Source organism: Pseudaquabacterium pictum (assembly GCF_005403045.1).
Taxonomy (GTDB): Bacteria; Pseudomonadota; Gammaproteobacteria; order Burkholderiales; family Burkholderiaceae_C; genus Pseudaquabacterium; species Pseudaquabacterium pictum.
The window spans coordinates 76,006-95,994 of record NZ_BJCL01000004.1 but is presented as its reverse complement, the minus strand read 5'-3'; the positions used below and the strand labels follow the sequence as shown (position 1 = coordinate 95,994).

Annotated in this window: 10 protein-coding genes; 2 read left to right on the top strand and 8 right to left on the bottom strand. The window is 75.0% G+C overall.

The features are described 5' to 3' along the window. Positions 1 to 30: 30 nt before the first annotated feature. Entirely contained in the window at positions 31 to 588 is a 558-nt protein-coding gene (locus tag FFT10_RS10015) for a hypothetical protein (protein ID WP_137732679.1), read from the bottom strand. Between the two features lie 141 nt (positions 589 to 729). Between FFT10_RS10015 and FFT10_RS10010 the strand changes: the two genes are divergently transcribed. Continuing rightward, the gene (locus FFT10_RS10010) at positions 730 to 1,368 is read left to right on the top strand and encodes a class I SAM-dependent methyltransferase (RefSeq protein ID WP_162520742.1); all 639 of its coding nucleotides are present in this window, start codon (positions 730 to 732) and stop codon (positions 1,366 to 1,368) included. Between the two features lie 20 nt (positions 1,369 to 1,388). Then, a complete protein-coding gene (locus FFT10_RS10005) occupies positions 1,389 to 2,348 on the top strand; it encodes a GlcNAc-transferase family protein (RefSeq protein WP_162520741.1) in 960 nt (319 codons plus the stop codon). Between the two features lie 7 nt (positions 2,349 to 2,355). Here the strand turns inward: FFT10_RS10005 and FFT10_RS10000 are convergent, their stop codons facing one another. From FFT10_RS10000 to FFT10_RS09970, 7 genes are read right to left on the bottom strand one after another with little or no spacing between them, the layout of a single operon-like run. Then, positions 2,356 to 3,039 (bottom strand): hypothetical protein, encoded by a 684-nt coding sequence (locus tag FFT10_RS10000; RefSeq protein ID WP_137732676.1) that lies wholly within the window; start codon positions 3,037 to 3,039, stop codon positions 2,356 to 2,358. Positions 3,040 to 3,041: 2 nt separating this feature from the next. Beyond that, the gene (locus FFT10_RS09995; RefSeq protein ID WP_137732675.1) at positions 3,042 to 4,793 is read right to left on the bottom strand and encodes a putative porin; all 1,752 of its coding nucleotides are present in this window, start codon (positions 4,791 to 4,793) and stop codon (positions 3,042 to 3,044) included. A gap of 29 nt (positions 4,794 to 4,822) precedes the next feature. After that, entirely contained in the window at positions 4,823 to 5,542 is a 720-nt protein-coding gene (locus tag FFT10_RS09990) for a hypothetical protein (protein WP_137732674.1), read from the bottom strand. A gap of 43 nt (positions 5,543 to 5,585) precedes the next feature. Further along, positions 5,586 to 5,987, bottom strand: a complete 402-nt coding sequence (locus FFT10_RS09985; RefSeq protein ID WP_137732673.1) for an ExbD/TolR family protein — start codon at positions 5,985 to 5,987, stop codon at positions 5,586 to 5,588. Between the two features lie 18 nt (positions 5,988 to 6,005). Further along, positions 6,006 to 6,416, bottom strand: coding sequence for an ExbD/TolR family protein (locus FFT10_RS09980; protein ID WP_137732672.1), 411 nt, complete (start codon positions 6,414 to 6,416; stop codon positions 6,006 to 6,008). After that, positions 6,413 to 8,155, bottom strand: coding sequence for a DUF2341 domain-containing protein (locus FFT10_RS09975; protein ID WP_137732671.1), 1,743 nt, complete (start codon positions 8,153 to 8,155; stop codon positions 6,413 to 6,415). Before FFT10_RS09975 ends, FFT10_RS09980 begins: the two co-directional genes overlap by 4 nt. A 4-nt stretch (positions 8,156 to 8,159) precedes the next feature. After that, positions 8,160 to 19,985: a filamentous hemagglutinin family protein gene (locus FFT10_RS09970; RefSeq protein ID WP_137732670.1), complete on the bottom strand. Its 11,826-nt coding sequence runs from the start codon at positions 19,983 to 19,985 to the stop codon at positions 8,160 to 8,162. Positions 19,986 to 19,989 lie beyond the last annotated feature (4 nt).

Sequence of the window (19,989 nt, the reverse complement as noted above, 5' to 3'; positions counted from 1 at the left end):
GAGGGCTGCAGACGTGTGCAGCGCCCGGATTCAGCCCGCCTTGCGCGGCCGGCCAGCCTTCAGTGTGGGCAGAGCGGTCAGCGCGGCCTGCAACTGCTCGTTGTCCAGCGCCATCAGGGCATGCAGGCCGGCGCGCAGCAGCTCGCTCTTCTTGGCGGCATGGCGGAAACCCAGCGCCCGGTCCTTCAGCCGCTGCACCAGGGCAAAGTCGGACCGCGGCATGGTGAAGCTGTCGCGGACCAGCTTCTCCTTGACCTTGGGTGGCTTGGGCGCAGCAGCGGTTGCCACCGCCGGCGCTGCCTTCTTCGGGCCAGCCGGGGTGGCTCGCTTGGCCTTCGGCTTGGCGACAGGCTTGGTGACAGGCTTCACGATGGGCTTGGAGGCCGGCTTGGCTTCGGCCTTGGCGGCCGCTGGGGCCGCCGGCTTGGCTGCCGACTTCGCCGGTGTGCGGCTGGCGGGCTTGCGGGCGGCCTTGGCGGGCTTCGTGGCCGCTGCCGGTGTCGGTGCCTCTGCCGCTGGTGTGGCGGTCGCAGCCGGGGCCGGAGCCGGGGCGTCGGTGGGAGCAGGGGTGGGCGTGGTGGTGGTCATCGCAGAATTCCGTATAAACGATTTATAAAATATACGCGATTTTTCTGCGACCCGGCCATCAAGCTGTCACACGGCGGCGATTGAATGGCGGGTTTTGCCCAGCGGCCCGCCGCCGACCCTTCCATGCCTGGATCGTTTCCCGTGTTCGACGCCGTGGTGCAGCAGGTCATCCGCCTGCTGGCGCCGGGCCGGGCGCTGGACATCGGCGCCGGTGCCGGCAAGTACGGCCGCATGCTGGCCGCGCTGGCGCCCGACGGCCACCGCGAGGGCATCGAGATCGAGCCGGCCTATGTGGAAGCGCATGGCCTGCAGGCGCTGTACCACCGCCTGCATGTGGCCGATGCGGCGCAGTGGTGGCGCCAGCATCCGGCCGACACCTTCGACCTGGTGCTGGTGGGCGACTGCCTGGAGCACCTGCCCAAGAGCGCCGGGCTGGACCTGCTCAATGCCATGGTCTACCGCTGCGGTTACCTGCTGGTGCTGGTGCCCGAGTTCGTGGTGCAGGGCGCCGTGGGCGGCGTGGCGGCCGAGGCCCACCTGTCGGTGTGGAGCGAGCGCGACCTGCACTGGCACGACCTCTGGGCCTGGGACAACTGCCGTGCCACCAGCCTGCTGCTGCTGCGCGGCTACCAGCCGGCGCCATGGCCACTGGAGGCGCTGGTCGACCAGCTCAATGCCGCCGACCTGCCGGTGCGCCACTTCGACGGCCAGACCCTGGTGCGGCCGGCGCGCTTGCGTGTGGTGGCGCAGCCGCGCGAGGTGGCCTACCGCCTGCCCTGAGCGGCCACGCACCGGCAGACATGGCGACGCGCCCTTCGATCTTCATCAGCGTGGCCGCGTACCGCGATCCGCTGCTCGGCTTCACCCTGCGCAGCGCGATGGCCCAGGCCGATGATCCCGGCCGGGTGTTCATCGGCGTGGTGGAGCAGGCGCTGCCCGCCGAGCAGCTGCGGCTGCAGGCGCCCTGGGCCGACGGCCAGCTGCGCTGGGCGCGGCTGCATGCGCTGGAGGCGCGCGGCCCCTGCTGGGCGCGGGCGCTGGCCATGTCGCTGTACCAGGGCGAGGACTGGTTCTTCCAGATCGACTCGCACACCTGGTTCGAGCCCGGCTGGGACACCCGGCTGCTGCGCTGGGCGCAGCGCTGCCAGGCGCTGAACCCGCGCTGCCTGATCAGCTGCTATCCCAACCCCTTCCGCATGGCCGCCGGCGAGCCCTTTGCCAGCGTGGTGGGGCCGCAGGTGCTGGCTCATGTGGTGGGCGATGCCAGCCAGTTCGACGCCGCCCACCCGGTGCTGATGTTCGAGGGCGTGCCGGTGGCCAGCACCGAGCCGGTGCCCGGCCTGCATGTGGGCGCGGGCTGCCTGTGGGCGCCGGGCAGCATCGTCGATGCGCTGCCCTACGACCCGCAGCTGTACTTCCACGGCGAGGAGCAGGCGCTGGCGCTGCGCGCCTGGACCCATGGCTGGGACATCTTCCACATCCCCGGCATGCCGGTCTACCACCTCTACCACCAGGCCGGCGCGGCGCCGCGGCCGCTGCACTGGTCGCCCGAGCTGGACGCGCAGCGCTCGGTGCGCGCCGCCGCGCTGACCGAGGCCGCCAACCGCCGCCTGGCGTCGCTGCTGTGGGGCGGCGCCGACCTCGGCGTCTACGGCCTGGGCCGCCGGCGCACGCTGGCCGACTATGCGGCGTTCAGCGGCATCGACTACGCCGCGCGGCAGATCGCACCGCAGGCGCGGCGCGCGCGCTTCGGTTGTTGAGCAGCGGTCACTGCCCCGCGCCGGCCGCCGGCGGCGTGGGTTGGCGCAGCTGGTCCAGCTGCTCCTGCAGCCTGGTGATGCGGTCTTCCTGCCGCACCGCCACCAGGCCGAACACCGGCTCGTTCTGCAGCGCCTGCTCCAGCCGGCCCTTGTCGCGGTAGCGCTGCAGCAGCTCGCCGCCCAGGCCGTGCAGCGCGTCGATTCGGCGCTCGGCATCGGCCAGCGCGGCGCTGCGCTGGGCCAGCTGTTGCACCAGGGCGGCATTGGCCAGGCGCCGCTCCTCGGCCAGGCGCTCGCTGTCGGCCAGCTGGCCGCGCCAGGCCTGGGTGCGGGCGGCCTCGTCGGCGGTGCGGGCCGCCTCGGCCTGGGCCTGGCGCTGGCGTTCCGCATCCAGCGCGGTGGCGTGGGTGGCCTGGGCGGCCGCCAGCGCCGCGCGGGCCTCGGCCAGCGCCCGGCGCAGGCCGGCCTGCTCGGCCTGCTGGCGGGTCAGGCGCGCCTCGGCCTCGCTGCGGGCCGTGCCCTGGCTGCGGGCCTCGGCCTCGGCGGCCTCGCGGGCCTGCTGGGCCTGCTGCAGCGCGGCCTGGGCGCGGCGCAGGGCGGTGCGGTCGCGGTCGGTGGTCTGGGCCGGCGCGCCGGCATGCAGCACGGCCAGGGCCAAAGCCAGCAGGGGGAGGATGCGACGGCTGCGCATGCTCAGAACCGCGTGCTCAGGTCGAGCTGCAGCACGTCGATCTTCAGCGGCGCATTGCTGAAGCTGGACTCCACCGCGCCGTTGGCGGCATTGACTGTGCGCACGCCGTCGTCCAGGTTGCGGCTGCTGGTCAGGCGCAGGCCCAGCACGGCGCGGCTGTCGATGGCGTACTGGCCGACGAGCTGCCAGCCCTTGTAGTTGGTGCCGCCCAGGTGCCAGGTGGTGTCGGTGAAGGCGTCCAGCCAGGCGTCGCGCTCGAAGCGGCGCAGCGCGGCCGACAGCCGCCACTGGCCGGCGGTGTTCAGCGCCGGGCTGCCGATCTGCCAGCGGGTCTGCAGGCCGTCGGTCTTCTCGGCCAGGCCGTCCACCGCCGGCGTGCCGGCGCGGCGGCGGATGTCGGCCAGGTCGAAGCCGGTGTTGCGCAGCCAGTCGAGGCTCCAGGCCATCGCCAGGCGGTCGCTCAAGCGGTAGTCCAGCTGGGCGGTGATGTTGATCGGCCGGAACTTCGACGCCAGGCCCCAGGTTGGCGCGGCGGTGCTGGCCGGGTCGTTCAGGTTGATCAGGGTGTTGCCCTTCTGGCGCACGCCGGCGGGGTATTGGCTGCTGAAGTAGGGCTCGGTGCCGGCGCGCTCGCCACCGGGCGGCGGGTTGGTCTCGCGCACGCCTTCCACGCGGGCGAAGTCGTACATCGCCACGCCCAGGCGCAGCGTGCCGTGGGCATTGAAGGCCCATTGCGCGCCCACCTGCAGGCCGGTGAGCCAGCGGTCGCGGTCCAGGCTCAGCTCCTGCAGCGCGAACACGCCGGCGTGGGCGAAGGCGAAGGCGCCGGGCGCCAGCGTCAGCTCGCCCTGGGCGGCGACGCCGTCGAAGCCGATGTCGTCGGGCCAGGTCAGGTCGCTGGAGAAGAACGGGTTGCCGATGCGCCCGGCCTGCAGGCGCATGTCGTGGCGCGGCTCCCACTGCACCAGCGCGCGGTCGATCACCACGCTGCTCTTGTTGAAGTAGTTGCCCAGGGTCTGCGTCGACGAGCTGGGCCCGCCGGTGGCGCTGCCGGTGGACAGCCGCAGCTGGCCGGTGAAATCGCCCGAGATGCGGGCCTGCAGACCCAGGCGGGCGCGCAGCGTGAGGCGGTTGCGGCCGTTGGTGGTGTCGGCGATGTCGGGCGCCCAGGCGGGCGAGCTGACCTGGCGGCGGTAGCAGCGCGCCGGCAGGTTGCCGGCGACGATGCTGCAGGCATCGCCCAGCAGCAGGCCGGTGGTGGCGTCCAGCGCATAGGCCGGCTCGGGGTAGCGCTCGGATTGCGCGCGCAGCCGCAGGTCGCCTTCGAAGCGGATGCCGCGCACCCACTCGGGGATCTGCCGCGCATCGGCCCAGCCGTCGCTGCGGGCGGTGGCCAGCACGTCGTTGCGGATCTCGTCGCGCAGCTGGGCGCGCTGGGTCTCGCTGAGGTAGGGCACGCGCACCACCGGCGCAGCGGCGGTGGCACTGGCGGCCGGCAGCGGGCTGCCCCAGCCGGGGCCGGCCGGGGCGGCGCTGGCACCGGCCTGGCGCAGGATGGCATCGGCCCGCTCGCGGGTGACCAGGCCCTGGCTGACCAGGGTCTCGATCAGGGCCTGGGTGGTGGCGCGCAGGCGTTCCAGCTCGGCGCGGTCACTGGCGGGGTCGGCGGCCTGGGCGGCGCCCAGCGCGCTGCAGCCCAGCAGCAGGGCCAGGGCATGGCGGCGCCAGCGGTGGGGTGGGGCAGGGTGGTGCATGCGGAGGTCTCAAAGAGGAAATTCGGGGGTCAGCCTTGCGGACGCACGGTCAGGCGGAAGCGCATCGGCTGCAGCGCCGCCGGTGGCCGCGGCAGGCGCAGCTGGCGCTGGGTGTCGTCCAGCGCGGCCTGCAGGGCGCTGTCGTGGCGCGGGTCGGCGCCGGGCTGCAGGGCGTAGCGCTGGATGCTGCCGTCTGCCGCCAGCCAGAGGGTGAACTCGGCGGTCAGCTCGGCCGCATCGCTGCGCAGGTGCTGCTCGATGGCGTCGCGCAGCAGGCCGCGCGCGCTGTTGGCATACAGCCGGGCCTGGGCGCGGTCGGCCACCGGCGGCGGGGCGGATGCTGCGGTGCCGCCCACCGTGGGCCGGCCGCCCTGGTAGTCGCTGGTGACAGGGCCGGCGGCGAACGGGCTGTCGCCGGTGCCGGCGGCGCCTTCCATCTTGATCGGCGCATCGGCCGGCGCCGGGGCGGGCGGCTGGGGCGTGGCGGTGGGCGGCGGCGGCCGGGCGTCGTCCTTGGGCGCCGGCTTGGGCTGGTCCTTGGGCGGCGGCGGGGGCGGTGGCGGCGGGGTGTCGGGCAGGATGCTGATGCGCGCCACCTGGCGCCTCGGCGCCTCCGGTGCCGACAGCTGCTGCTTCAGCCACCAGGCCAGCGCACCCACCAGCAGCAGGCCGGCCAGCACCGCGGTGGCCACGGCGATGCGCTGGCCGGCGGAGGCGGGTGGGGTCTGGGCGTCGGCGAGGTCGGCCATGGGGTGGGTGGTGGTGCCGGGTGGTGCCGGGTGGTGGCGCCGGCTAGCTGCCGATGCGGCTGGTGACCAGGGCCATGTCGATGGCCAGGGCGTTGCACAGGTCGATCACGCTGACCACCGCGGCGTACTGCGCCCGCGCGTCGCCCTTGATGGCCACGGTCAGCTTCGGATCGCGGGCGCGGTCGGCCTGCAGCTGGCTTTCCAGCTGGGCCAGCGTGACCGGCGCGCCGTTGACCAGCAGGGCGCCGCCGGGCATCACCTGCACGATCTTCAGTTCGTGCTTCTCGGTCGATGGCTTGTTGCTGGGCAGCGGCAGGTTGATCTTCAGGCCCTGCACCGAGGCGGTGGTCATCAGGATGAAGACCACCAGCAGCACATAGGCCAGGTCCAGCATCGGCGTGACGTTGATGCTGTCGTAGGGCTGGGCGTCGGTGTTGAGCTGCATCGCGGATGGCTCCTGGGCTCAGGGTGCCTGGCGCTTGGTGACCAGGCCCAGCTCGGTGATGTCCAGCGCCTTGGCCACTTCCAGCACCTGCATCACCGTGTCGTACTGCGCGGCGGCGTCGGCCTTCAGCACCACCGGCAGGGCCGGGTTGGCGGCCTTGTGGTCGGCCAGGCGGCTCTTCAGCTGCGCGATGTCCACCGGGTAGGCGTCGAGGAACACCGTGCCGTCGGCGGTGATGGTGATGGCGCGGGTCTGCGGCCGCGCCAGGTTCTCGCTGGCGCGGGTGTTGGGCGAGTCCACCTTCACGCCCTGCACCGAGGCGGTGGTGAGGATGATGAACACCACCAGCAGCACATAGGCCAGGTCCAGCATCGGTGTGACGTTGATGTCGTCATACGGCTGGTTCTCAGCCTTGATGTCGGCGCTCATCGTGCGCCGTATTCCTCGGCGATCCGAGTGATGAACTCGTCGACGAAGATCTGCATGTCGGCCGACAGCGTCTTGATGCGCGAGGCCAGGTAGTTGTAGCCGAACAGCGCCGGGATGGCCACGCCCAGGCCGGCCACCGTGGCCAGCAGCGCCGCGGCGATGCCGGGGGCGATGGCGTTGACGTTGACATCGCCGGCCGCGGCGATGGCCGCGAAGGTGATCATCACGCCCACCACCGTGCCCAGCAGGCCCAGGAACGGGCCGCCGGAGATGGCGATGGTCAGCCACACCATCTGGCCGTTCAGGCGGTGGCTCTCGCGCACCAGGTCGGCATCGACCGAGGCCTTCACCGCGTCGATCGACGCGCCCGACAGTGGCGCCATGCCCGGCTCGCCGACCCGGCGCTTGCGCAGCTCGCGCTGGCCGGCCAGGTACAGCCGGTACAGCGTGGAGTTGGGGTGGGCGGCGCCCTGGTCGAGCTGCAGCAGCGCATCGGTGGCCTGGCGGAAGCGGCCCAGGAACTGCCGGTTGTCGCGGTCGGCGCGCACGATGTAGCGCAGCTTGACCACCATCACCAGGGCGGCCACCACGAACATCACGCCCAGGATGACGATCACCACCCAGGCGTCGATGGTGAGGTTCTTGACCAGGATGCCCATGTAGCCGTGCTGGCCGCCGCCGTCGGCCTCGCCGTCGCTCTCGCGCACCGCCTTCACCAGCTTGCCGGCACTGCCCTGCGAGCCGGCCACCAGGGCCAGCCAGGGGGCGCTGCGGGCGGCGGCGGCCACCTGCAGCTCGTCCACTGCGCCGCGCAGCGCGGTGCTCCCTTCTGTGCCACCCAGCTGCAGCGCGCCGGCCAACGCGGGTGTGGCCACGGCGGCCTGCGCCACCTCGCCGCCGTTGACATGCAGCCGCGCCTTGGCGCCTTCCAGCACCAGGGCCACATGGGTCCAGGTGGCGGCGGTCAGCGGGCCGCCGTCCAGCACCGTGCCGCCCACGCGGGCCTGCAGCTTGCCGCCGGCCAGGGCGATCTGCAGCGGGCCCCAGCGCAGCACCTGGCCGCCGTCCACCGCATCGGCACGCAGCCACAGCGACACGGTGGCCGCACCGCCGGGGGTGATCGCCAGCGCATCGGCCGCCGGCCACTGCAGCGTGCTGCCGTCCAGCCGGGCGCCGCCAGCCAGCAGGGCGTTGGCCTCGCGCACCACCGGGGTGGTGGCCAGCGCGCCGGCCACCCGGTCCTGGCCGCGGCCGGCGGCATCGTCGAAGCCCACCGCCAGCTTCAGCGCCGCATCGGCGGCCGGGCTGCCGGTGGCGGCCGGCGCCTGCAGGTTGCCGCTGTAGACCAGCACCGCGTTCTTGTCGCTGCCCGGCAGCACCGCCGGCAGCGTGACCCAGACCACCGCCAGCTCGTTGACCGCATCGAAGCGTTCGATGCGGTGCGGCAGCACCGTCTTGTCGTCGGCGGCCAGCACCCGCAGGTCGCTGCCGTCGTCCTTGGCACCGGCGAAGTCGAAGTTGCCGCTGTGCAGGCGGATGGCCAGCGGCAGGCCGTTCACCGCCTCGGTGGTCGGCTGGCCCTGGTTGCTGGTGTCCAGCGTGTAGCGGGTGCGCTGCGGCCAGTCGGCCTGCCACCAGGCCTGGGCCGGCCCGGCCAGGCCCAGCACGCCCGACAGACACAGCAGCAGGCCGGCGGCCGCGGCGCGGGCCCGGGCGGGGAGGAAGGTGGAGGTGTGCATGGGGTCAGTCGCCTTGGCTGAAGCCGAGGAAGTCCAGGATCAGGTTGCGCCGGCGGCGCCGCTTCTGCGCCTCGTCGTCGCTGGCGGCGGGGCTGGCATTGGCCAGGCCGGCGGTGGCCACGGTGGCCGGCAGCGCGGTGGCGGCATTCACCGCCGGCGGCGGCATGTTGCTGCTGGTGTCGCCGCGCACGCTGATCGCATCGGCGCCCACCAGCCGCTCGGCAGCCAGGTTGGCATTGCCGCGTGACTGGATGCCGGCATCGCCGGCGTTGATCTCGCCGGACGGCGCGAACAGGTCCAGCGTGCTCTTCGCATCCAGCACCGCGATGCCGCTGCCGGAGAAGGCGGCCGAGGTGTCGACCACCACATTGCCGTTGCGGTCGATGCGGGTGATCGGCGCGGGCGCGCCGGTCACCGTCTTGGCGCCGCGGCCGGCGTCGATGTCGCCCCGGCTGGCCCAGATCAGCACATCGCCCTGGCCGACGGTGAACACCCGCGACTGGTTGACCACCAGGCTGTCGCGCGCAGCGATCTGCACATCGCCACCAGCCACGGTGACGATGCCGATGGCGCTGGCCGGCTTGACCGCACCGCCGCTGAAGGTCTCGCCCGCGTTGACGCCACCGCCCGGCGCCAGCAGGTGCACCGCGCCGCCCTGCTGGGTCTTGATCTGGCTGGCGGTCATGCGGATCTCGCCGGTCGCCCGGCTGCCCGGGAACAGCGCGGCCAGGGTGCTGAAGCCGCGCTCGTAGGCGGCGGCGCGCTCGGCGCCATCGCTGCGGGCAGCGGTGCGGCCGGCAAAGCGCAGCTCGTCGAACAGCACCTGCTGCAGCCACAGCAACCGCTGCTCGGGCGGCAGGGCGTCGAAGGCGGCCAGGGCCTGGGCGTTGTCGACTGCCTGGCCGGTGCGCGCCTGCAGGAAGCTGCGCAGCCGCGGCAGGTAGCCGCTGCGTGGATCGGCGGGTGCGTCGGCCGTCGCCGGCGTGGCTGGGGCCAAGGTGGCCAGCGCCAGCACCGCGGCGTTGCGCGCGCTGCCATCCACCCGCGCCAGCCAGGCCTCGGCCAGGGCATGGCCGAGGAAGCTTTCGCGCAGCGCGGCGGGCTGCTGGGCCAGGGCGGCCAGCGCCTGCGCCGGCGCCACCGGCGCCAGGCCGCGTTGGGCCAGGAAGTCTGCTGCCTGCGCCGCCAGCGGGCCGGCGCCCACCAGGGCCTGGATGCGGGCCTGGCGTTCGTCCAGCGTCGCCTGGCCATGGGCAGTGGCTGCCGCCTGGGCCTCGGCCGAGCCGATGGCCGGCGGCGTGCGGCCGGCCGCCAGCGCATCGAGCTGCACGAACAGCTGCGCCGCCTGGCTGGCCAGGCCGGCACCGCCCAGCACCGCCACATGGCGGCTGCTTGCCTGCGCCACATCGGCCGTGCCCAGCTGCACGCCGGCGACCACGGTGATCGCGGCACCGCCGGCCAGCAGCGCGCTGTTCTCCAGGTTGCCCACGCTGCCGATGCCGCCGGAGCTGCCCAGCACCACGTCGCGCCCGGCCAGCACCACCAGGTCGCCCGGGCCCTGCAGCTTGGCGCTGAAGTTGGCGTCCCCGGTGACGGCATCGAACACCAGGTCGCCGCCAGCCTGCAGCAGGCTCAGCGCATCGCTGGCCTGGTGCTGGAGCGACAGCGCCCGGCCCACCAGGTCCTGGCCGGCGACCAGCCGCGCCGGGCTCAGCGCCTGCACCGCATCGAAGCGCAGGCTGCCGGTCTCGGCCACCACCCGCAGCGGCGGCTGGCCGGCCGGCGCGGTGGCGCTGCTGTTGCGGGGGAAGGGGTCCAGCCGGTCGGCCAGGCCGCTGGCATCGGAGGCAAAGGGCCGGGCGAAGGCCGGCTGGCTGCCGGTGATGGCGATGGCCGACAGGGTGACATCGTCGCGCGCCAGCAGCAGCAGGTCGGCGCCCAGCACCGGCGCCTGCACCAGGTCGCCCTGCAGCCGCAGGCTGCCTTCGGGTGCGGCCATCCAGGTCGACGATGGCACCACCCGCTCGGCCTGGCTGCGCTGGCTGTAGTTGCCGGTCAGCGCGGTCGGCACCTGGCCGCTGTAGGCCACGCTGCCAGCGGTGCTCAGCACGCCCAGGCTGGCTGCGGGCGACAGCCCGGCCAGCAGCACGCCGTTGGTCGACTGCGTGCCCTGCCGCGCCAGTGGTGCCACCAGGCCGGCCGATGCCACCTGGCCCAGGTCCAGGCCGTTGCGGGCGGTGACCGACACCTGCGTGTCCAGGTGCATCAGTTGCAGGCCGTTGAAGCCGGTGCTGGATTGCACGGCGCCACCGGCATCGATGGTGGCGCGGTCGCCGCCGGCGAACACGAAGCCGTCGACCAGGTTGCCGCTGACCTGCCAGTGCAGCGCGCCGCCGCCAAAGCCCAGCAGGCTGCGGCCGCTGCCGCTGTCCTGCGTCAGGCTGCCGCTGGCCGCGGTGGACAGCGCCAGGCCGCGCGCATCGCCACCGGCCATGGCCGCCAGGCTGCCGCCGCCGAAGGTGGCCACGCCCTGCTGGAACAGGTCGTAGCGGCTCCACCAGTTCAGTGCGCCGGTGGTGCCGCTGGCACTGCGCCACCACCAGTCGGTGCCGTAGGGGCTGGCGCCGCTGCCGGCCGCACCGACCAGGTCGCGCCTGGCCTGCAGCGTGATGTCGCCGCCGCCGTCCAGGAACGGGCTCTGCCGGCTGTTGCCTTCCTGGCCGGCCGCCAGCAGCTGGCTGGCAGCCGGCAGCACCAGACCAGCGATGCCGGCCGTGGGCTGCGGCAGACCGGTGGTGTAGACCACGGCCTTGGCATTGGCCAGGGCCACGTCGCGCCCGGCCGCGATGTCGATGCGCCCGGTGGTGGTGCGCACGATGACGTCGGCCGCGTTGGCGCCATCCTGGCGGCCGATGCGCACATCGCCGGTGCCGTCGCTGCGTGTCTCCAGCACCCGCGCCGCGCCCAGGTCGGCGCCGCCGACCAGGCGCAGGCTGGCGCCTTCGCCGGCGACGATGGTGCTGTCGGGTCGCACCGCCGCGGCCCGGTCGGCCAGCGTGCTGCCCGCGTTGCCGGCGGTCTCGCGGGTGCTGCTGCGCAGGCCGTCGCTGAGGCTGTGGTCCAGCACCAGGTCGCCGGCAGCGCGCAGGGTCAGCACGGTGGGTGCGCCGCCGGGGCGCGGCAGCACGGTGCCGGTGTCGTCGAAGTCGAGCAGGTTCCAGTCGCCCTGCAGGCGCAGGCGGCCGGCGCTGCGCACCTCCACGCCGGGCCGCACCTGCACGGCTGGTGCCAGCATGCCGTCGCCACCGGTCAACCGGCCGGCGATGGCTGCCAGCCCGCTGCCGTCGGCGCCGGCGAAGGCCTGGTTGTCGCGCTGGATCTGCGCCGTGCCCACGGCCTGCGTCGGCGCCGCGGTGGGCGCCGGCGTCGGGGCTGGCGTGGGCGCCGCGGTGGGCGCTGGCGTCGGCGCGGCGGTGGGTGCAACCGTGGGCGACGGACTTGGCGCCGCGGTGGGCGCTGGGGTCGGCCCGGGCGTGGGCGCTGCCGTGGGCACGGCCGATGGCGGCAGCGGGGGCGTCACGCCAATGGTTGAACTGCCCGGTGCGGGCGCAGCCGTGGGTGCGGGCGTCGGTGCGGGTGTGGGCGCGGCCGTGGGTGCGGGTGTGAGCGCAGCCGTGGGCGCTGGGGTTGGTGCTGGCGTCGGGGCCGCGGTTGGGGCCGGTGTCGGCGCCGGCGTGGGTGCAGCGGTGGGCGCCGGCGTGGGCGCCACGGTGGGGACGACCGACGGCGGCAGCGGTGGCTTCACGCCGATCGTCGAGCCGCCCGGTGACGGCGCCGGCGTGGGCGCAACGGTGGGGGCGGGCGTGGGTGCAGGCGTCGGCGCCGGTGTCGGCGCTGCGGTAGGGGCTGCGGTGGGGGCAGGTGTGGGGGCTGCGGTGGGGGCTGCGGTGGGGGCAGCAGTGGGAGCAGGTGTGGGGGCCGCGGTGGGTGCCGGTGTTGGCGCAGGTGTCGGTGCTGCGGTGGGTGCAGGTGTTGGCGCAGGTGTCGGTGCTGCGGTGGGTGCCGGTGTTGGCGCAGGTGTCGGTGCTGCGGTGGGTGCCGGTGTTGGCGCAGGTGTCGGTGCTGCGGTGGGTGCCGGTGTTGGCGCTGGCGTCGGCGCGGCGGTGGGTGCCGGTGTTGGCGCCGGCGTCGGCGCCACGGTTGGCGCGGGGGTGGGTGCCGGGGTCGGCACCACGGACGGTGGCGCTGGCGGCTTGACGCCCACCGTCGACTCCCCAGGCGCTGCCGTGGGTGCGGGCGTTGGTGCGGGCGTTGGTGCAGGTGTCGGTGCGGGCGTCGGGGCCGGGGTGGGCGCCGGCGTGGGGGCTGGCGTCGGTGCCGCGGTCGGCGCCGGGATGCTCGAAGGCGGCGACGGCGGCTTGCTGCCCACGGTCGAGCTGCCCGGATTGGCCGCGTCCGCAGCTGTCTTGGTGGCGGCCGCGCCGGGCACCTGGTCGGGCGGCGTCGGCGGCGTCACGCCGATGGTCGACGTGGCCGGTGGCGCGGTGGGTGCCGGCGCGGGCGCGCCCGTCGGCGCCGGGCTGGGCGCGGCGGTCGGTGCAGCCGTGGGGGCAGGCGTCGGGGCGGGAGTTGGCGCCGCAGTCGGGGCCGGTGTCGGTGCTGCGGTCGGTGCCAGGTCACCCGCCACGATGGTGTCCGCCTGGTAGACCTGCACCGCCTCCACCACCACCCGGGCGGCGCCCTGGATGCGGCCGCTCAGCGCGCCGACGGCCACGTCGCCGCCGGGCGTGCGTGGGGCCCGCAGCAGCAGCTCGCCACTGGCCGCGCCGGCTGCGGACGCGACGTCGATGCCGGCCTGCGGCGCGATCTGCACGCTGCCATCGCGGCTGGCCAGCGTCACCCGGCCAGGCTGGCCAGCCACGCCGGTGGCGCGGATGCGGCTGCTGTCGGCCAGTTGCAGGTCCTGGCCTGCCGCCAGCAGCACCTGGCCGCCAGTGGCGCCGTCGGTGACCAGGCTGCCGGCCACGGTCAGCCGCCCGGCGTCGCTGGCCAGGTCGATCGTGGCGGCCTGCAGCCTGGTGCCGGCGGCCACCGTCTGGTCGCCCTGCCGGTTGCGCAGCGCCAGCAGGCCGTTGAAATTGCCACTGCCGTCGGCCGCTGCGCTGGCGGTCAGCAGGGCCTGCAGTTGCGCCGGATCGACGGCGTCGCGGGCATCGATGCGCAGCGTCGCGCCATCGGCACCGGCGCTGCTGTGGCCGCGCAGCGTGCCGCCCAGGTCGATGGCGCCGGCGGCGGCCTGCAGGCTGAGGCTGCCGCCCTGGCTGGCCGGCCGCCGCGGCATGCTGGCAGTGGCCGGAGCACCGGCAGCGCCGGAGACATCGACCAGGCCATCCAGCCGCACGCTGCCGGCGTCGGCACGCAGCTGCAGGTCGCCGCCGGGCGTGGCGATCGTCACACCGTCGATGCGCCGCGTCTGGCCGGCCAGGTCGAGCACGCCGGCGCTGCCCAGGTGCACCGCCACGCCGTCCGCGCCCGCACCGCGCGTCTGGACTTGCAGCGCGCCGGACGGCAGCGCCACGCGGCCGTCCAGCGCCACGGTGCCGGCCTGCAGCTGCAGATGGGCGCCTGCGCCCGGCGTGGGCAGGCTGGCGCTGGGCGCACGGCCGGCCGGCAGCGGCTGCAGCTGCAGCGCACCGGTGGCGGTCAGGCTGGCGCTGGCGCCGGTGCCGGCGGTCAGCAGCGGCGTCTGCAGGGTCAGATCGCCGCTGGTCGCCAGGCGGGCGGGGGCGTTGTCTGCCACCCCGGCCACCAGGCCACCATCGGCGCGCAGCAGGGTGTGGTCGGCGCCGTCGACGGCCACGGTGCCGCCACCCAGCGTCAGCGTGCCGCCGGCCAGCAGCCGCAGCTGGCTGCTGCCGCCGCTGCCGGCCGTGGCCGCCGCGCCGCTGGTGTTGACCAGGTCCAGCGCGCCGGCCTGCACGGTCACCGTGCTGCCGGGCGTGGCCAGGCGCAGGCTGCCGGCGTCCAGTGCCAGCCGGCGCTGGCCGGGGCTGCCCAGCGATGCGTCGCCGAAGAAGTCGATGCTGCTGAAGCTGCGCAGCGTCAGCGCCTCGGCCTGGCCCAGCTGGGCGGCCAGCGCAGCCGACAGCGCCAGCGCATCGCCATCGCCCGCGCCCACGGCGATGCGCGGCCCGCCCAGCGTGACGGCCTGGGCCGCCACCGCGACATCGGCCGCCAGCTGCACCGCCTGCGTGGCCTCGGCCAGCACCGAGGCGGCCTGCAGCTGCACGCCCGTGCGCAGGTCCAGCGTGCCGGCCAGGCGGCTGGTGCCGCTGCGCCGGGTGCTGGCCTCGGCATCGGCCGACAGCCGCAGCAGCGCGCCGTCGCCGGCCAGGCGCAGTTCGGTGGCGCTGCCGGCGGCCAGGCTGCCGCGGGTGCCCAGCCGGGTGCCGGCGCCCACCTGCAGGCTGTCGGTGGCGGCCAGGGTCAGGTCGGCGGCAGCGGCCAGGTCCAGGCCGGCGCCCACGCGGATGGTGTCGGCTTGCACCGCCAGCTGGCCGTCAGCGCCGCGGGTGGCGCCGATCAGCAGCCGCTGGGCACCGGCGGCCTGCAGCTGCGCTGGTGTCAGCAGCAGGCTGCCTGCTTCGGCGTTGCCGGCGCTGTCGATCAGGATGTGGCGCGAGGCGATGGCCAGCTCGCCGCCCACCGCACCCCGGCCGGCGGTGCCGCCGGGCAGGTCGAAGCGCAGGGCGCCGGCCAGCGTCAGCGCGCCGGTCTCGATGGCCAGCTGGCCGGCATCCATGGGCCGGCCCTGGCCCGCGGCGAACACGGTGTCGGCCTGGGCGGTCCGGATCTCGCTGGACCGCCGCGCCAGCGCCGACGGCAGCACCTGCCAGGTGCTGTCGGCCGCCGGCGCCAGGCCGGCCGCGGCATCGGCGCGCAGGCCGGTGCGGGCGCCCACCAGGGTGGCGCCTGATGGCTGCGCCTGGGTCTGGCCCAGCCCCAGGTTGCCGGCCGCCGGCCGCACCAGGAAGGCGCCATCCAGCACCGCGTAACGCGCCGGCAGGCGGGCGTAGGTGCCGGCCGGGATCGGCCCGCCGGGCCCGAAGGTGATGGTGTCGCCGGGGCGCACGCTGACCGGTTGGTTGCGGTCGTTCACCGCCGCCAGGATCGCGTCGTCATGCGGCGCGTAGGCCTGCACGCCGGGCAGCACCGCGAAGGCGCCGTCGGCACCGCCGGCAAAGACATCGCGCGAGCCGCCCGGCCCGGGCACGAAGGACTGCGCCTGCAGGCTGCCGCCGCCCGACAGGTCCAGCGTGGCGCCGGCCTGCACCTCGGCGCTGCCGCCGGCCACCTTCAGCTGGATGGACTTGGCCGGGCCGCTGGCCAGGCTGCGGCCGTCGCCGGCCGTCCAGGCGCTGCCTGCGGTGTTGGCGACCGCGCTGCCGTAGGGCACGGTGGTGTTGCCACCCGCCACCGAGGTGATGCTGCCGCTGCCCAGCGTCAGCCGCTCGCTGGCGTCCAGCGTGATCTGGCCGAACGGCGCCTGCACGCGGCCGAACTGTTCGATCTGCGCGGCCTGCAGCGTCAGCACGCCGCCGGCCGACAGCAGCGGGTCGGCCAGGGTGCCACCAGCGTCGATGCGCAGGCGGTGGCCGGGGGCCAGCAGCTGGTAGGTGGTGTCGGTGGCCGGCGCCACGCGGGCGGCCAGCAGCGTCACATCGGCCGCGGTGGCCAGGCTGCCGGTGGCGCCGCTGCCGACGTTGGCGCCGCGCAGCCGCAGCTCGGTGGTGCTGCGCAGGTCCAGCGTGCCCACGCCCTGCAGCGCCTGACGGCCGACCAGCTGCACCAGGTCGCCCTGCAGCGCCAGGCTGGCGCTGCCGCCGCTGGCCGGCCGCTGCACCTGGTTGTTGGGCCGGGCGCTGTCGTTGAAGCGGGTGCCGGTGTCGGTGTTGCCCACCGTCAGCACGCCGGCAGTGGACAGGCGCACGTCGGCGCCCGCAGTGGCCTCGATGACCGGCGCGTCCAGCGTCAGCGCGCGCTGCAGGTCCAGCGCCACATCGCCGTCGAAGCGGATGCGGTCGCTGGACCGCAGGCTCAGGCTGGCCAGGCCGGCGTCGCGCACCGCATCGGCCGACAGCGTGACCACGCCGGCCTGCACCGGCGCATCGGCCGCGCCGGCCTGCACCCGCAGCTGCACATCGTCGCGGTCCTGGCTGGCATCGGTGGCATTGGCCTGCGCCGACAGGCGCACGCCCAGGCTGCCGCCGGCGGCCTGGCCGGCGGCGCTGCGCCCGCCCTTGGCCGACACCGTGGCGGCCAGCCGGCCGCCGCCTTCCTGCGTGGCGATCTGCAGCTGGCCGGCATCGCTGTGCACGTGGACGCGCTGGGTGGCGGTGGCACCTGCGCCGGTCGGGGTGGGTTGGTTCAGCACCGCGCTGGCGCCGTCCAGGCGGATCACCGCGCCGGGCTGCAGGTCGATGCCGGTGAGCCGTGCGCCGCTGATGCTGACCGTGCCGCCGGCCAGCACCTGGCCTTGCTGCAGGCCGTTGGTGGTGGGTGTGACCAGCGTGGTGCCCGCCACGTCGATCCCCGCGCCGCTGGCCAGCACCAGGCTTCCCGCATACCCCGCCGGCACGCCGCTGAAGCTGCCGGCCAGCGACAGCGCCACGTTGCCGCCCGCCGCCTGCACCTGGCCGGCGGCCAGCAGGTCGCGCCCGGCAATGAGCTGCACATTGGCGCGGGCATCGGCCTGGATGGCGGACCCGGCCGACAGCGTCAGCGCACCGGCGGGCAGCACCCGGTCGGTGCCGGTGGCACGCAGGGCCAGGTGCACCGGCTGGCGCAGGGCGTCGTCCAGCCGGCTGGTCTGCAGCACCTCGGCCGGGCGGCTGCCGCTGGCCGACAGGCGGGCGTCGGCGCCGGCCAGCCAATTCAGCTGGCGCGGCGCCAGCACCGCGCCCGGTTCCAGCACCAGGCGGTTGGCGCCGTCGATGTCGAAGCTGGCGAAGCCGCCCTGCTGGAAGAAGCTGGTGCCCAGCTGCAGGCCCAGGCCGCCGTCCAGCGCCTGCAGCGCGGGCTGGCCGGCGGTGTCGGCGACGATGTGCACGTCGGCGGCGCGCAGCTTCAGGCTGCCGCCGCCGTTGATCGCGAAGCCGGCCAGCTGGCTGCCCAGCAGCACCGGTGCCAGTGCCTCGCCGGGCGAGGCCAGGCCGGTGTTGCCCTCCAGCGTGATGCTGCCGGCCGCGGTGCCCTGCACGCTGCCGTTGGTGCGCACCGTGGCGCCGCCGGACACGTCGATGGCGCTGCCCGCGTCCAGCTGCAACCCGTGGGCGGCCTGCAGCGCCACGCTGCCGCCGGCCAGCGCCGGTGCCGGCAGGGCCTGCACCGCCGCGGCCTGGTTGACCCAGGTGCCGGCCATGTCCAGCCGGGCGGCCGCGCCCAGCTGCAGCGTGCCGGCCACGCCCGGGCCGGTGGCCGAGCCGGCGGCGGCATCGGCGGTGCGGGCCGTCAGGCTGCCGCCGGCGCTGGTGATGTCGGCGCCCAGCGTGAGGCCGCCGGCACCCTGGGCCGTCAGGCTGATGCTGGTGCGTGGGCCCAGGCGCAGGTGGGCGCCGTCCTGCTGCAGCAGGGCGCCGGTGGTGCTGATCGTCAGCCGGCTAGGGTCGGCAGCAGTGAGGGCCGTGGCCGACCAGTGGCTACCGGCCACCAGATCGGCCAGCGCCGACCCGTTGCTGCCCAGGGCGGCCCAGTCCGGTGCGGACAGGCCGCTGGCGGCGGCGGCCAGCCGCAGGTCGGCCGGGTTGATGGCGGCGGTGCCGAATGTGGTGTTGAAGGGTGCGCTCAGTGCCAGCGCCAGGCTGGCACGGCCGGCCAGGGCATCGCTGCCGCTGGTCTGGCGGCTGCCCTGCAGCGTGCTGGCCAGCACCTGGCCGTCCAGCACCGCCTGGCGGGCCAGCAGGCTCAGGCTGCCGGCGGCGCGGCCTTCGGTGTAGCCGGGCTCCAGCTGGCCGGCCAGGTTGCTGGCGAAGCTGGGCAGGGTGTCCTGCCAGCGGTTGCGGGCGGTCTGGGTGGCGTTCTCCAGCGCGGTGTAGCGCAGGTCGGCGCGGGCGGTGTTCAGGCTGTAGCGGCTGCCGTCGTCGGCCACCAGGGCGCTGGGCCGCACGCTGGCGGCGGTGTAGGTCAGCTGGCCGCCGGACAGGTCAATGCGCGCGCCGGCGGCGGTGTGCAGATCCCCGCGCGACGCCAGCAGCACCGCACCGCCCACCGACAAGCGCTCGTTGACCGTGCGCTGCAGCGCACGGCTGTAGGCGCTGGTGTCGCCCAGGATGGGCACGCCCTGGCGCAGGTCGAAGGTGACGCGGCTGCGGTAGAGCGGACCGTCTTTCTGCAGCGGGGCGTCGCGCAGGTCGCTGTTGCCCAGCAGCTCGGTGGTGACGAACTGCCGCGCCACCGACAGCGTCTCGCTGCGGGTGCCGGCCACGTCGATGCGGGCGCCGTCGCTCAGCGTCAGCCGGCTGTGCGCATCGGCCGGCAGGAAGGTCTGCGGCGGCGCATCGGCCAGCGTGCCGTCGTACAGCGGCTGGGCTTCGGCGCGGGCCCGCACCAGGCCGCCCGGGGCCACGATGGACGACCCGCCCCGCAGGTCGATCTGCGCGCCCGACAGCTCCACCCGCGAGGTGGTGAAGGCCGAGTTGTCCGACGAGGTCAGCGGCTTGCCGGCGCTGTCGGACTCGGTGGCCGGCAGCAGGCGGATGTCGCTCTGCGGGCCCAGCACCAGCTGGCCGCCCTCGGTGGCGCGCTTGACCAGCGCATTGGTCTGCGTGGCCTGCACCTTGTTGCGCGCCAGCAGGAAGACCGAGCCGTTCTCGCTGACACCGGTCGACGCCGAGATGCGGCCGCTCTGGTTGACCGCCAGGCCCACCAGCGTGGTGTTGCCGCGCTCGGTCAGGATCTCGCCCAGGTTGCTGGCGCGGCCGGCGCCATCCACCTCGACCAGCAGGCCGCGCAGCGCCGGGATGTCGGCATTGGCCTCGGACGCGTACAGCCGCTCGGCGGTGGGCGTCTGCAGGTAGGCCTGGTTGCCGGCGGCCAGCACCGTCTGCCCGCCCGGGGTGCTGATGCGGCCGCGGTTCTCCACCGATTCGGCCAGCAGCATCACCCGGCCGCCGGCCGGCGTGGTGATGGCCGCACCGGGCTCCACCAGCACGAAGTTGCCCGGGTTGGCGAACAGCGCCAGCGGCTGGTGTACATCCTGCAGCAGGAAGGTGGGCGCGGTGCTGAACAGGCTGTTGGTGAAGCCCGAGAGGAAGTCGGCATCGCCGACGTTCAGCGTCGACGCGATCAACCCGCCCACGTTGACCTGCGCATTGGCGCCGAACAGCACGCCGTTCTGGTTGACCAGCACCACCGTGCCGTTGCTGGTGAGGCGGCCCAGGATCTGGCTGGGGCTGATGCCGCTGCCATCGCCCACCACCCGGTTCAGCGCCGTGCCGTTGGCGCCGGTGCGCATGTCGAAGTGCACGCCGCTGGCTGCGCCGATGTCGAAGCGCTGCCAGTGGTAGATGGCGCGCTGCGAGCTCTGCTCGATGGTGAGGTTGCGGCCGCCCTGGGCATTGGCGGCATCGGCTGCCACGCGGGCCGCGCCGTTGACCACCCAGCGCGCAGCGGGCACCGGCAGCGCTGCGGCAGCCGGCGGCGGCAGGCTGATGCGGGGCGCGGCCACCGGCTCGGCGGCCATGGCCAGGCCCAGCGGGAACACGCCGGCCAGCGCAGCGGCCAGGGGGCGCAGCGTGGGGGCGGCAGGGAGGGGCGGTGCGCGGCGGGCCATGGCG